Below are 13,634 nucleotides of genomic sequence, written 5' to 3' on the forward strand. Positions count from 1 at the left end.
TTTCGAAGGGTGCTGGCCGCCCGACTCGGGCGGCCTCGGGGCCGGTGGGGCGAGCGTCAGCCGACGCTGCCCTCCATCCCCATCTCGATGAGCTTGTTGAGCTCGAGGGCGTACTCCATCGGCAGCTCGCGCGCGATCGGCTCGATGAAGCCGCGGACGATCATGGCCATGGCCTCGTCCTCCGGCATGCCGCGGGACATCAGGTAGAAGAGCTGCTCCTCGCTGACCTTCGAGACCGTGGCCTCGTGGCCGAGCTGGACGTCATCCACGCGGATGTCGATCGCCGGGTAGGTGTCCGAGCGCGAGATCGTGTCGACCAGGAGGGCGTCGCAGCGCACCGTGTTCGCGGAGTGGTGCGCGTTGGCGTCCACCCGGACCTCGCCGCGGTAGCCGGCTCGGCCGCCGCCGCGGGCGATCGACTTGGAGACGATCGACGACTGCGTGTACGGAGCCATGTGGATCATCTTCGCGCCGGCGTCCTGGTGCTGGCCGGGGCCCGCGAACGCGACGGAGAGGGTCTCGCCCTTGGCGTGCTCGCCGACCAGGAAGATCGACGGGTACTTCATCGTGACCTTGGAGCCGATGTTGCCGTCGATCCACTCCATCGTCGCGCCCTCGTGAGCGATCGCGCGCTTGGTGACGAGGTTGTAGACGTTGTTCGACCAGTTCTGGATCGTCGTGTAGCGCACGCGGGCGTTCTTCTTCACGATGATCTCGACGACGGCCGAGTGCAGGGAGTCCGACTTGTAGATCGGCGCCGTGCAGCCCTCGATGTAGTGGACGTAGCTGCCCTCGTCCGCGATGATCAGCGTCCGCTCGAACTGGCCCATGTTCTCGGTGTTGATCCGGAAGTAGGCCTGCAGCGGGATGTCGACGCGCACGCCCTTGGGGACGTAGACGAACGAGCCGCCGGACCAGACCGCCGTGTTCAGCGCGGCGAACTTGTTGTCGCCGGCCGGGATGACGGTGCCGAAGTACTCCTCGAAGATCTCGGGGTGCTCGCGGAGGGCGGTGTCGGTGTCCATGAAGATGACGCCCTGCTCCTCCAGGTCCTCGCGGATCTGGTGGTAGACGACCTCGGACTCGTACTGCGCGGCGACGCCGCCGACGAGGCGCTGGCGCTCCGCCTCGGGGATGCCGAGCTTCTCATACGTGTTCTTGATGTCGTCCGGGAGGTCCTCCCAGGTCTGCGCCTGCTTCTCGGTGGAGCGGACGAAGTACTTGATGTTGTCGAAGTCGATGTCCGACAGGTCGGCGCCCCAGGTGGGCATCGGCTTGCGCTCGAAGAGGGCGAGCGCCTTCATGCGCCGCTCGCGCATCCAGGCCGGCTCGTTCTTGAGCGCGGAGATGTCGGAGACGACCTCGGGCGAGATGCCGCGGCGCGCGGAGGCGCCGGCGGAGTCCGAGTCGGACCAGCCGAACTCGTAGACGCCCAGGCTCGCGAGCTCGGGGCGGTCGATCAGGATGTCTGACATAAGTACCTCGTTTCCTACCCACTGGTAACCGGTCGGGTTCCGGAGTCATTCCCCGAGGGGGATCCGAGGAGCGCATCCGGGCCGATCACGCCATCGAGTCGATGGGCGGAGCGGAGCGGTGCGTCCCGGGAAGTCCTGAGGCTTGCGGTGGCGCTCCATCGGGCCGAGGTCCGGGTCTCGCCGTCACGGCGACCGACGCGTCCCGCGTCGAACCTGAACCAACTACTCATCCTACGGAAGCCGTGCTCCCAGTGGAACCTCTGCACCTGGGTGTCGCCCGGGCACCGGAGCCCGCGCCGCCAGACCCGCATGACCACACCCGTGTCGGTGGTCCGTGCTGAAGTGTCCGCATGACGAACGACGACAGCATCCCGACACTTCCCCGCCTCCTCCTCGCGCTTGCGCGCACCGGCCCGGAGCCGAGGCTCGCCCGCGACTTCGGCTCGTTGGCCGAGCCGCTCGCGCGGTGCCTCCCGCTGCCGCGGCTCGTGCTCGCACTGGTCCGGCTGCGCCGGCACCTGCGGTCGGGCGGGAAGGGCCGCCGAGCCGGCCACCGTCCGAGTCAGAGCGCGGGCGCGAGCTCCTCGACGGCCTGCCGACGCTGAGCGCGCACCGTGAAGAGCCGCGGATTCACGTCGAGCAGGACCCGCAGCGCACCGACCCACACGAACGCGGAGCCGAGGAGGTGGACGGCGACGAGCGCCTCCGGCAGGGCGAGGAGCGACTGGGCGACGCCCACCAGCGCCTGCACCCCCACCACGACGAGGAAGGTGATCACGCGGCGCCGTGCCAGCTCGGAGCCCGGAACGCGCGCCAGCAGCACCAGCAGCGCGAGGCCGAGCACGAGCGTGGCCGTCCCGAGGACCCCGTGCACGACGGTGACGCTCTCCCAGTGGAACCGCATCCGCGGGACCTCGGCCGAGTCGCCCGCGTGCGGACCGGTGCCGGTCACCAGGGTGCCGACGGCGATCACGGCCAGCGTCACCGCGACGAGCGCGATGCTCACCCCTCGCGTCAGCGCGTCCGGCTCGAACGCGACGGACTGCGAGCGGTGCGCGCGGTGCCAGGTCAGCGCCGTGGTCGTCAGCAGGGCGATCGCGAGCATGAAGTGACCGGCGACGATGTAGGGGTTGAGGCCCGAGTGCACGGTCGCGCCGCCCGCGAGTGCGTTCGCCACTACGAGCCAGAACTGCGACCAGGCCAGGCGGGTCATCGTGCGGTCGCGCGGCTTCTGCAGCCGGGCCGCGGTGATGGCCCAGCCGACCGCGACGATCAGCACGCCGGTGAAGGCGCGGTTGGTGAACTCGATGAAGCCGTGGATCCCGAGCTCGGGCGTCGATGTCAGCGAGCCCGCGTCGCAGGCGGGCCAGGTCGGGCAGCCGAGGCCCGAGCCGGTCAGGCGCACGACGCCGCCGAAGAAGATGATCAGGATGCTCGCGACCAGGGCGGCCGTCGTCCCCCAGCGCAGGGCGCGGGGACTCAGGGTGACCCGCTCGGCGAGGAACGAGAACGGCGTCACCATCAGAACGGCAGCAGCGGGTCGATGCCGACGGCGAGGAACAGCAGCGTGAGGTATCCGATCGAGCCGTGGAAGACGCGCATCGGCGAGACGTGCTCGTGACGGATCGCGAGGCTGTAGAGGCGGTGCGTCTCGGCGATGAACCAGACACCGCTCGCGAGGGCGACGACCGTGTAGACGACGCCCATCCCGGCGACGGGGATGAGCAGCAGGGAGCACGCGACGGTGGCCCACGCGTAGAGGATGACCTGGAGACCGACGATGCTGCGCCCGCGGACGACGGCGAGCATCGGCACGCCGGCGGCGCGGTAGTCCTCGCGGTACTTCATCGAGAGCGGCCAGTAGTGCGGCGGCGTCCAGAGGAAGATGACCGAGAACAGGATGATCGGAGCCCAGTCGAGCGAGTTCGTGACCGCGGCCCAGCCGATCAGCACGGGCATGCAGCCCGCGATGCCGCCCCAGACGATGTTCTGCGGCGTGCGGCGCTTGAGGAACAGCGTGTAGAAGAGCACGTAGATGAGGATCGCGGCGAGCGAGAGCGACGCGGCCAGCCAGTTGGCGGTCAGGCCGAGCCAGACGATCGACAGCACGCCGATCGTGGTCGCGAAGACCAGCGCCTCCCGGTCGGAGACCTCGCCGGTGACGAGCGGGCGGTTGCGGGTCCGCTTCATCACGCGGTCGATGTCGCGGTCGATGTAGCAGTTGAACGCGCCGGCCGACCCGGCGCTGAGCGCCCCGCCGATGAGGACGTTGAGGACCAGCAGCAGGTTCGGGATCCCGTTCTGCGCCAGGATCATCGTGGGCGCGGTGACCACGAGCAGCAGCTCGATCACCCGCGGCTTCGTCAGCGCGACGTACGCCCTCACCTTGCGCGACAGGGGCGACCGGACGGGTCCTCCCCGCTCGATCGCGGTGGTCTCTGCGACTACGTCCATTGCTCCTCTAACGATCGATGATCCCGAACGAGTGTAATGCGCGCCGGATGGGGGCGGGCCCGGAGTGCACGCTTGTCCAATCGGACGCCGACATATGCGAGGCGCAACCCCCGATCCCCGGCGCACCCCCCTCCGTATACTCGGAACTGCTCGCCAGAGCGCCCGGCCCGCACCCGAGTTCCGCCCGACTGATCAGTCGCGCGAGGCCGAACGGGGCGTCGTCGGAAGCATCGTGTCGAAGTCGTCATGCGCGCTCCACCATGCGAGAGGGCGGACGGTCCCCGTCTGCCCCACGTCTCGAGAAGGGTCAGTACCTAGTGTCAGAACTGCAATGGGATTCCATTGACGAGAAGGCAGTCGACACGGCGAGGGTTCTCGCCGCGGACGCGGTCGAGAAGGTCGGCAACGGCCACCCCGGCACCGCCATGAGCCTCGCGCCGGCCGCGTACCTCCTGTTCCAGAAGGTCATGCGCCGCGATCCGTCCGACGCCACCTGGATCGGCCGCGACCGCTTCATCCTGTCGGTCGGCCACTCCTCGCTGACGCAGTACGTCCAGTTCTACCTGGGCGGCTACGGCCTCGAGCTCGACGACCTCAAGGCGCTGCGCACCTGGGGCTCGAAGACCCCGGGCCACCCCGAGTACGGCCACACCGACGGCGTCGAGATCACCACCGGCCCGCTCGGCCAGGGCCTCGCCTCGGCCGTCGGCTTCGCCTACGCGGCGCGTTTCGAGCGCGACCTGTTCGACCCCGAGGCCGCCGCGGGCACCTCGCCGTTCGACCACTTCGTCTACGTCATCGCCGGCGACGGCGACCTGCAGGAGGGCATCACCAGCGAGGCCTCCTCGCTGGCCGGCCACCAGCAGCTCGGCAACCTCGTCGTCATCTACGACTCCAACCAGATCTCGATCGAGGACGACACCAACATCGCCTTCACCGAGGACGTAAAGGCGCGCTACGAGGCCTACGACTGGCAGGTCCAGGTCGTCGACTGGAAGAAGACCGGCGAGTACCACGAGGACGTCGCCGAGCTGCACGCCGCGATCGAGGCCGCCAAGGGCGAGACCGACAAGCCGTCGCTCATCATCCTGCGCACGATCATCGGCTGGCCCTCGCCGAAGAAGCAGAACACCGGCAAGATCCACGGCTCCGCCCTCGGCGCCGACGAGCTCCGCGGCCTCAAGGAGGTGCTCGGCTTCGACCCCGAGAAGACCTTCGACGTCGCCGACGAGGTCCTCGAGCACACCCGCAAGGCCGTCGAGCGCGGCCAAGCGCAGCACGCCGAGTGGAACGAGACGCTCGAGGCGTGGGCGACCGCGAACCCCGAGAAGAAGGTCCTCCTCGACCGCGTCCTGAGCGGCGACCTCCCCGAGGGCGTCCAGGAGGCCCTCCCGGTCTTCGAGCCCGGCAAGGAGGTGTCGACCCGTGCCGCGTCCGGCAAGGTCATCAACGCCCTCGCCGGCGTCGTGCCCGAGCTCTGGGGCGGCTCCGCCGACCTCGCCGAGTCGAACAACACGACCATCGAGGGCGCCGGCTCCTTCGTGCCGAGCGAGTTCTCGACCCACGAGTGGACCGGCAAGAAGGGCGGCCGCGTGCTGCACTTCGGCATCCGCGAGCACGCCATGGGCGCGATCCTCAACGGCATCGTCCTGCACGGCAACACCCGCCCCTTCGGCGGCACCTTCCTGATCTTCTCCGACTACATGCGCCCGGCGGTCCGTCTCGCCGCGCTCATGAAGGCGCCGGCCATCTACGTCTGGACCCACGACTCCGTGGCGCTCGGCGAGGACGGCCCGACGCACCAGCCGGTCGAGCAGCTGGCGGCCCTCCGCGCGATCCCGGGACTGGACATCGTCCGCCCCGGCGACGCGAACGAGGTCGCCTACGCCTGGAAGACGATCCTGGAGCGCCGCGAGGGCCCGGCCGGCCTCGCGCTGACCCGCCAGAACATCCCCGTCTTCGAGCGCGGAGAGGGCGACGCCTCCGGCGAGACCTTCGCCCACGCGTCGAACGTCGCCCGCGGTGCGTACATCCTCGCCGAGGCGCCGAACGGCACCCCCGACGTGATCCTCATCGCCACCGGCTCCGAGGTGCAGATCGCCGTCGAGGCGCGCGAGCTGCTCAAGGGCGAGGGCGTCAACGCCCGCGTCGTCTCGGCCCCGTCGCTCGAGTGGTTCGAGGAGCAGGACGCCGAGTACCGCGAGAAGGTGCTGCCCTCCGCCGTGAAGGCGCGCGTCTCGATCGAGGCCGGACTCAGCCTCGGCTGGCAGAAGTACGTCGGCGACGCCGGCCGCTCGGTCTCCATCGAGCACTTCGGCGCCTCCGCCGACTACAAGACCCTGTTCCGCGAGTTCGGGATCACCACCGAGGCGGCCATCACCGCCGCCAAGGAGTCGCTCGCGGCGTCCTGACCACGAAGGCCGCGTCCACCCGGGCGCGGCCTTCGCCGTCGGCCCCACGACTCCCCACCGACCCGCACCATCTAGCGAGAAGAAGAGACATGACCGAGAACACCCCCACCGCAGACCTCTCCGCCGCCGGCGTCAGCATCTGGCTCGACGACCTGTCGCGCTCGCGCATCTCGAGCGGCGGGCTGCAGAAGCTCATCGACGAGAAGAACGTCGTCGGAGTCACGACCAACCCCACGATCTTCGCCGCGGCCCTCGCCAAGGGCGAGTCCTACGACGAGCAGGTCGAGGAGCTCGCCGCCGCCGACACCTCGGTGACCGACGCGGTCTTCGCGATCACCACCGACGACGTCGCCGCCGCCTCCGACGTCTTCCGCCCGATCTACGACGCGACGAACGGCTACGACGGCCGCGTCTCGATCGAGGTCGAGCCGGGCCTCGCGCACGACGCGCAGGGCACCATCGAGCAGGCCAAGGCCCTCTGGGCCAAGGTCGACCGCCCGAACGCGATGATCAAGATCCCCGCGACCGTCGAGGGCCTCGAGGCCATCACCGAGGCCATCGGCTCCGGCATCTCGGTCAACGTCACGCTGATCTTCTCGCTCGCCCGCTACCGCGCCGTCATCAACGCGTACCTGGCCGGCCTCGAGAAGGCCAAGGACGCCGGCATCGACCTGTCGACGATCCACTCCGTCGCCTCGTTCTTCGTGTCGCGCGTCGACACCGAGATCGACAAGCGCCTCGAGGCCGTCGGCACCGACGAGGCCCTCGCGCTCAAGAGCAAGGCCGGCGTCGCCAACGCGCAGCTCGCCTACGAGGTCTTCGTCGAGGCCTTCGCCACCGAGCGCGCGCTGCTCCTGCAGGAGTCCGGCGCCAACCGCCAGCGGCCGCTGTGGGCCTCGACCGGCGTCAAGTCGACCGACCTGCCCGACACCCTCTACGTGACCGAGCTGGTCGCGGCGGGCGTCGTCAACACCATGCCCGAGAAGACCCTCGAGGCGACCTTCGACCACGGCGTCATCGCCGGCGACACGGTGACCGGCTCCTACGCCGACGCCAACGCCGTCCTCGACGCCGTCGCCGCGCAGGGCGTCTCCTACGCCGAGGTCACCGAGCTGCTCGAGAAGGAGGGCGTCGAGAAGTTCGTCGTCTCCTGGAACGAGCTGCTCGACACCGTCACCGCCGCGCTCGAGGGCGCGAAGGCGAAGGCCTGAGCATGACGATCCAGATCCACCTCAGCGGCGACGCCGAGAAGGCCGCCGACCGCGTCGTGCCGGAGCTCGTCGCCGACGAGGTCGCCTCGGGCATCACCGCCCAGGTCCCCACCCTCTGGGGTGCGGCGGCCGAGGAGGAGTCGGCGAAGCGCCTCGGCTGGACCGAGTCGACCACCGTCTCCCGCCCGCTGATCCCCGAGATCCTGGCGCTCCGCGAGGAGTTCCAGGCCAAGGGCATCGACCACATCGTGCTCGGCGGCATGGGCGGCTCCTCGCTCGCGCCCGAGGTCATCACCCGGACCGCCGGCGTCGAGCTCACCGTGCTCGATTCCACCGCGCCCGGGCAGGTCCTCGCGGCCCTGAACGACCGCCTCGCGTCGACCGCGGTCGTCATCTCGTCCAAGTCCGGCTCGACGGTCGAGACCGCCAGCCAGAAGAAGGCCTACGAGAAGGCGTTCACCGAGGCGGGCATCGACCCGCTCGACCGCATCGTCATCGTGACCGACCCCGGCTCGCCGCTCGACTCGTCCTCGCGCGAGGCCGGCTACCGGGTCTTCAACGCCGACCCGAACATCGGCGGCCGCTTCTCGGCGCTCTCCGCGTTCGGCCTCGTGCCGTCCGGACTCGCCGGCGCCGACATCGAGGCCCTCCTCGACGAGGCGGCGGAGGCCTCCCTCGGCCTGGCCGTGGACACCCCGGAGAACCCGGGTCTGCTCCTCGGCGCCGCGATCGCCGCCACCAGCCCCCGTCGCGACAAGCTCGCGATCGTGGCCGACGGCACGCACATCGTGGGCTTCGCCGACTGGGCCGAGCAGCTCATCGCCGAGTCCACCGGCAAGGACGGCACGGGCATCCTCCCCGTCGTCCTCGGCACCCTCGCCCCCGAGCTGTCGGAGGACCTCGCCGACGTGCAGGTCGTCCGCCTGGTCGAGGACGCGAGCGCGCTGCACCTGTTCCCGCGCGACCGGCACGAGGGCGAGATCCTCCTGTCCGGCTCGCTCGGCGCGCAGATGCTGACCTGGGAGTACGCGGTCGCGGTCGCCGGGCGCCTGCTCGGGATCAACCCGTTCGACCAGCCCGACGTCGAGTCGGCGAAGGTCGCGACCCGGGCCCTGCTCGAAAAGCGTCCCGAGCCCGCCGCACCGGCGTTCACCGATGCGGGCATCGAGGTCACCGGCACGTCGGACGTCACCGAGGGCGTCTCGACCGTCGCCGCCGCCGTCGACCGCCTCCTCGCCCAGCTGGGCGAGGGCGGCTACGTGTCGATCCAGGCCTACGTCGACCGCCTCGCGCTGCCGCAGCTGGAGGGCGTCCGCGATCTCCTCGCCGCGCAGGCGCAGCGCCCCGTCACCTTCGGCTGGGGCCCGCGCTTCCTGCACTCGACCGGTCAGTACCACAAGGGCGGAGCGCCGACCGGCGTCTTCCTCCAGATCGCCGAGCGCGCGAGCACGGATCTCGAGATCCCCGAGAGCCCGTTCACCTTCGGCCAGCTGATCCAGGCCCAGGCCGCGGGCGACGCGAGCGTGCTCGCCGAGCACGGCCGCCCGGTCCTGACGCTGACGCTGACGGACCCCGAGGCCGACCTCGAGGCCCTCTTCGAGGCGCTCAACACCTGATCCGCCGGGCGCGGCGTCCCGTCCTCCTCGCGGAGGCGGGGCGCCGCGCCCGCGGTCGTCCGCGCGGTCCGCCACGACCCCGCTCGCAAGCCCTCAGCGGAGCGGGCACGCGTCACCACTCCCCCTCCGTCACCGATAGCAGTGCGCCGAGGCGCCGGCTCCGCCGGCCCGCGGCACACAGAAGGACACTGCACATGTCTGTGGACATCACTCCCGAGTTCAATCCGCTGCGGTTGAGCTTCGACCGCCGGCTGAACCGGATCGCGGGGCCGAGCGGCCTCGTCATCTTCGGCGTCACCGGCGATCTCTCCCGCAAGAAGCTCATGCCGGCGGTCTACGACCTCGCCAACCGCGGCCTGCTTCCGCCCGGCTTCGCGCTCGTCGGCTTCGCCCGGCGCGACTGGGACGACCAGGACTTCGAGAAGGTCGTGCACGACTCGGTCAAGAAGCACGCCCGCACCGAGTTCCACGAGGAGGTCTGGACGCAGCTCGCGCAGGGCATCCGCTTCGTGCAGGGCGAGTTCGACGACCCCGAGGCCTTCAGCCGCCTGAAGACGACCGTCGACGACCTCGACCGCGAGCGCGGCACGAACGGCAATTTCGCCTTCTACCTCTCGATCCCGCCGAAGTCCTTCCCCCAGGTCACCGAGCAGCTGCGCAACTCGGGCCTCGCGGAGCAGAAGGACGGCCAGTGGCGCCGCGTCGTCATCGAGAAGCCCTTCGGCAGCGACCTGAAGACCGCCCGCGAGCTCAACGCGGTCGTCGAGTCGGTCTTCCCGCCGGACTCCGTCTTCCGGATCGACCACTACCTCGGCAAGGAGACGGTCCAGAACATCCTGGCGCTGCGCTTCGCCAACATGATGTACGAGCCCCTCTGGAACTCGAACTACGTCGACCACGTGCAGATCACCATGGCCGAGGACATCGGAGTGGGCGGCCGGGCCGGCTACTACGACGGCATCGGCGCCGCGCGCGACGTCATCCAGAACCACCTGCTCCAGCTGCTCGCCCTCACGGCGATGGAGGAGCCGATCTCGTTCGACGCCGCGGACCTCCGCGCCGAGAAGGAGAAGGTCCTCGCGGCCGTCCGCCTGCCGAAGGACCTGTCGACCGTCACCGCCCGCGGGCAGTACTCCGGCGGCTGGCAGGGCGGCGAGAAGGTGCTCGGCTTCCTCGAGGAGGACGGCATGAGCCCCACCTCGACGACCGAGACCTTCGCCGCGATGCGCCTGGACATCGGCACCCGCCGTTGGGCCGGTGTGCCGTTCTACCTGCGCGCGGGCAAGCGCCTCGGACGCCGCGTCACCGAGATCGCCGTGGTCTTCAAGCGCGCGCCCCAGCAGCTCTTCGCCGAGAGCCAGACCACCTCGCTCGGCCAGAACGCTTTGGTCATCCGCGTCCAGCCCGACGAGGGCGTCACCATGCGCTTCGGCTCGAAGGTCCCCGGCGCGGGGATGCAGGTCCGCGACGTCACGATGGACTTCGGCTACGGCCACGCCTTCACCGAGGCGAGCCCCGAGGCCTACGAGCGCCTCATCCTCGACGTCCTCCTCGGCGAGCCGCCGCTCTTCCCGCGGCACGAGGAGGTCGAGCTGTCCTGGAAGATCCTCGACCCGATCGAGGAGTACTGGGCCACGCAGGGCCAGCCCGAGCAGTACCGCCCCGGAACCTGGGGCCCCGATTCCGCCGACGAGCTCCTCGCTCGCGACGGCCGCACCTGGAGGCGCCCGTGATCGTCGATCTGCCCGACACCACGACGAGCGAGGTCTCGAAGACCCTCGTCAAGATCCGCGAGGAGGGCGGCGCCGTCGCCCTCGGCCGCGTGCTCACCCTCATCATCGCGACCTCGCGAGGCCAGGAGGAGGAGGCGATCGACGCAGCCAACGACGCGTCCCGCGAGCACCCGATGCGCGTCATCGTCGTCTCGAAGGACGACGGGCTGACCACGGTCCCCGTCGACGCCACCCCGCGCGTCGACGCGCAGATCCGCGTGGGCGGCGACGCCGGCGCGAGCGAGGTCGTCGTGCTCCGCCCGTTCGGCGACGCGGCGACCGACGAGGAGAGCCTGGTCACCGGGCTCCTGCTCCCGGACGCCCCCGTGGTCGCCTGGTGGCCGAACAGCGCGCCGGACAGCGCCTCGAAGTCGCCGATCGGCCGCATCGCCACGCGCCGGATCACCGACGCCTCCGCGCAGTCCAACCCGGCCGAGGCTCTGCACCACCTGGCCTCGACCTACGCCCCCGGCGACACCGACTTCGCCTGGACCCGCCTCACCCTCTGGCGTGCCCAGCTCGCCGCGGTGCTCGACCAGCCGCCGTACGAGCCGATCACGGCCGTCGAGGTCTCCGGTGCGCCGGACTCCCCCTCGACGATCCTCCTCGCGGCCTGGCTGCAGCTCGAGCTCGACATCCCCGTCGACCACGAGCTCACCATCAGCGCGACCGGGTCCAGCGGGATCCACGGGGTGCGCCTCTTCCGCGAGTCCGGCGTGATCGAGCTCGAGCGCTCGATCCCGAACGTCGCGACGCTGACGCAGCCGGACCAGCCCGTCCACGACATCTCCCTGCCGCGCCGGAGCCTCCGCGACTGCCTGGCGGAGGAGCTGCGCAGGCTCGACCCGGATGACCTGTACGGTGAAGTCATCTCGCGCGGTGTGGACATGCTCACCGAGAAGAACGACGCTCGCAGCGCGTCCTGACACCGCCGCACTCCCCGGCCGCCGCACCCTGCACGTCAGGCGCGGCGGTCGGGTAGACGGCCATCCGCCGATGGCGACCGACCCGAAGGAGACCCCGATGACCACTGACCGCCGTGTGCTCGTCCACCGAGACAAGCAGACCCTCGCAGGCTCGGTCGCCGCGCGCTTCCTGACGAAGACGATCGACATCCTCGACGACCTGGGCACGGCGAACGTGGTCCTCACCGGCGGGACGATGGGGGCGGCGACCCTCAAGGAGATCGGCGGCTCCTCCGCCGCGGGCAACGTCGACTGGACCCGCGTCCACTTCTGGTGGGGCGACGAGCGCTGGGTGCCCCGCGGCCACGAGGACCGCAACGACGTGCAGGCGGGCGACCTCTTCGAGCGCCTCGAGGTGCCGGCCGAGAACGTGCACTCCTACCCCGCGTCCGACGAGGGCCTCGACCTCGACGGCGCGGCCGCCGCCTACGACGCCGAGCTCCGCGCGCACGCGACCGAGGGCCGCGACTACCCGCGCTTCGACATCACCTTCCTCGGGGTCGGCCCCGACGGCCACATCGCCTCGCTCTTCCCGGAGCGCTCGGCCATCCGCCACCCGCAGCCGGGAGTGCTGGCGGTCCGCAACTCCCCGAAGCCGCCGCCCGAGCGCCTCACGCTCACCCTGCCGCTGATCAACCAGTCCGACCGGATCTGGATGGTCCTCGCCGGCGCCGACAAGGCGTCAGCACTCGGGCTGGCCCTCGCGGGCGCGAGCACGAACGAGGTGCCGGCAGCCGGCGCGTTCGGCCGCAAGCGCACGGTGTTCTTCGTCGACCAGGAGGCCGCGGCTGAGGTGCCCGAGTCGCTGATCGCGCCGAGCTACTGAGCTCTCCCCGGCTCGTCCGGGAACGACGAAGGGCCCGCCTCCTCTGGAGGACGGGCCCTTCGTCGTTGCACCGGCCCTGCGGCCGGCGGTGCTCAGGAGGGGGTCGCCGTGCCCCGGCGGGCGCGCAGCTGCTGCAGCGCCTCCTCGAGGAGCTGAGCGGCCTCGGCCTCGGTGCGGCGCTCCTTCACGTACGCGAGGTGCGTCTTGTAGGGCTCCGACTTCGCGACCTGCGGCGGGTTCGCCCGGTCGCGCCCGGCGGGGAGACCGGACTGCGGGGAGTCGATCACCTCGGGGATCTCGTCCTCGGGGAGGGCCGCCGAGAAGTGACGCACCGTCTCGTTGCCGAGGGCGTCCCAGTAGGAGACCGCGACGCGCTCCGCGTGGTAGCCCCGGTCCTGCTCGCCCATGGGTCCCGCGCCGACGCGCGAACCGCGGATTGCACTGCCGCCTGATGCCATTCCGTTTACCCCTATGCTCCGGTGTCGAACTTGGTGATGAGACCGAGCACCACGATGCAGGCCAGCCAGACGAGGCCGAGGATCACGGTGATGCGGTTCAGGTTGCGCTCTGCGACGCCCGAGGCACCGAGGTTCGAGGTGACTCCACCGCCGAACATGTCGGACAGTCCGCCGCCGCGCCCCTTGTGGAGCAGGATCAGCATGGTGAGCAGGAGGCTCGTGATGCCCAGGACGACCTGGAGCACGACCTGGAGGATGTCCACGCGGTACCTTTCGAAGTTCTGGCGCGTTGCACGCCTCGACGAGTATAACGGCGCCTGCGAACCCCCGGGGAATCGCGTCGCCCTGTGTTCCGTCCGCTGTATACGCGAGGGCTTCTGGTGAGGGGCGGAGGGGATGGCCTCGTCGCGGCGCCTTCCCGCGCCCTTCGGGCGCCCGCCAGACCC

Annotated in this window: 11 protein-coding genes; 6 read left to right on the forward strand and 5 right to left on the reverse strand. The window is 70.5% G+C overall.

All coding sequences use genetic code 11. The features are described from left to right. Positions 1–56: 56 nt before the first annotated feature. From sufB to MT351_RS19150, 3 genes are all read right to left on the reverse strand, one after another. A complete protein-coding gene (sufB, locus tag MT351_RS19140) occupies positions 57–1,475 on the reverse strand; it encodes a Fe-S cluster assembly protein SufB (protein WP_123446280.1) in 1,419 nt (472 codons plus the stop codon). Between the two features lie 562 nt (positions 1,476–2,037). After that, positions 2,038–2,997: a heme A synthase gene (locus MT351_RS19145; protein ID WP_207901647.1), complete on the reverse strand. Its 960-nt coding sequence runs from the start codon at positions 2,995–2,997 to the stop codon at positions 2,038–2,040. Beyond that, positions 2,997–3,929 carry a heme o synthase gene (locus MT351_RS19150; RefSeq protein WP_123735788.1) on the reverse strand — a complete coding sequence of 311 codons (933 nt, stop codon included), beginning with the start codon at positions 3,927–3,929 and terminating at the stop codon, positions 2,997–2,999. Before MT351_RS19150 ends, MT351_RS19145 begins: the two co-directional genes overlap by 1 nt. A 317-nt stretch (positions 3,930–4,246) precedes the next feature. Between MT351_RS19150 and tkt the strand changes: the two genes are divergently transcribed. The 6 genes from tkt to pgl all read left to right on the forward strand — a co-directional run bounded on the left by tkt (position 4,247) and on the right by pgl (position 12,730). Continuing rightward, positions 4,247–6,340 carry a transketolase gene (gene tkt / locus MT351_RS19155; protein ID WP_132436241.1) on the forward strand — a complete coding sequence of 698 codons (2,094 nt, stop codon included), beginning with the start codon at positions 4,247–4,249 and terminating at the stop codon, positions 6,338–6,340. Between the two features lie 89 nt (positions 6,341–6,429). Continuing rightward, the gene (tal, locus tag MT351_RS19160; RefSeq protein WP_123446275.1) at positions 6,430–7,551 is read left to right on the forward strand and encodes a transaldolase; all 1,122 of its coding nucleotides are present in this window, start codon (positions 6,430–6,432) and stop codon (positions 7,549–7,551) included. A gap of 2 nt (positions 7,552–7,553) precedes the next feature. Then, complete coding sequence (locus MT351_RS19165) at positions 7,554–9,167, forward strand: glucose-6-phosphate isomerase (RefSeq protein ID WP_132436243.1); 1,614 nt, start codon at positions 7,554–7,556, stop codon at positions 9,165–9,167. Positions 9,168–9,361: 194 nt separating this feature from the next. Then, positions 9,362–10,900: a glucose-6-phosphate dehydrogenase gene (gene zwf / locus MT351_RS19170; protein ID WP_132436244.1), complete on the forward strand. Its 1,539-nt coding sequence runs from the start codon at positions 9,362–9,364 to the stop codon at positions 10,898–10,900. Then, complete coding sequence (locus MT351_RS19175; RefSeq protein ID WP_123735792.1) at positions 10,897–11,865, forward strand: glucose-6-phosphate dehydrogenase assembly protein OpcA; 969 nt, start codon at positions 10,897–10,899, stop codon at positions 11,863–11,865. The genes zwf and MT351_RS19175 overlap by 4 nt, the downstream gene beginning before the upstream one ends. Before the next feature lie 97 nt (positions 11,866–11,962). Next, the gene (pgl, locus tag MT351_RS19180) at positions 11,963–12,730 is read left to right on the forward strand and encodes a 6-phosphogluconolactonase (protein ID WP_123735998.1); all 768 of its coding nucleotides are present in this window, start codon (positions 11,963–11,965) and stop codon (positions 12,728–12,730) included. A gap of 92 nt (positions 12,731–12,822) precedes the next feature. On the opposite strand, the gene MT351_RS19185 is transcribed toward pgl, so the two are convergent. Together MT351_RS19185 and secG are read right to left on the reverse strand one after the other, a co-directional pair. Beyond that, a complete protein-coding gene (locus MT351_RS19185) occupies positions 12,823–13,188 on the reverse strand; it encodes an RNA polymerase-binding protein RbpA (protein ID WP_123446271.1) in 366 nt (121 codons plus the stop codon). Positions 13,189–13,199: 11 nt separating this feature from the next. Next, positions 13,200–13,451 carry a preprotein translocase subunit SecG gene (gene secG / locus MT351_RS19190; protein WP_123733087.1) on the reverse strand — a complete coding sequence of 84 codons (252 nt, stop codon included), beginning with the start codon at positions 13,449–13,451 and terminating at the stop codon, positions 13,200–13,202. Positions 13,452–13,634 lie beyond the last annotated feature (183 nt).

Source organism: Rathayibacter sp. VKM Ac-2926 (assembly GCF_022815565.1).
Lineage (GTDB): Bacteria > Actinomycetota > Actinomycetes > Actinomycetales > Microbacteriaceae > Rathayibacter > Rathayibacter festucae.

Bases quoted from the DNA above. Each gene is read 5' to 3' on its own strand.
- MT351_RS19150 (WP_123735788.1), bottom strand. From the start codon at position 3,929: ATGGACGTAGTCGCAGAGACCACCGCGATCGAGCGGGGAGGACCCGTC.
- MT351_RS19145 (WP_207901647.1), bottom strand. From the start codon at position 2,997: ATGGTGACGCCGTTCTCGTTCCTCGCCGAGCGGGTCACCCTGAGTCCC.
- pgl (WP_123735998.1), top strand. From the start codon at position 11,963: ATGACCACTGACCGCCGTGTGCTCGTCCACCGAGACAAGCAGACCCTC.
- sufB (WP_123446280.1), bottom strand. From the start codon at position 1,475: ATGTCAGACATCCTGATCGACCGCCCCGAGCTCGCGAGCCTGGGCGTC.
- MT351_RS19165 (WP_132436243.1), top strand. From the start codon at position 7,554: ATGACGATCCAGATCCACCTCAGCGGCGACGCCGAGAAGGCCGCCGAC.
- tal (WP_123446275.1), top strand. From the start codon at position 6,430: ATGACCGAGAACACCCCCACCGCAGACCTCTCCGCCGCCGGCGTCAGC.
- zwf (WP_132436244.1), top strand. From the start codon at position 9,362: ATGTCTGTGGACATCACTCCCGAGTTCAATCCGCTGCGGTTGAGCTTC.
- MT351_RS19185 (WP_123446271.1), bottom strand. From the start codon at position 13,188: ATGGCATCAGGCGGCAGTGCAATCCGCGGTTCGCGCGTCGGCGCGGGA.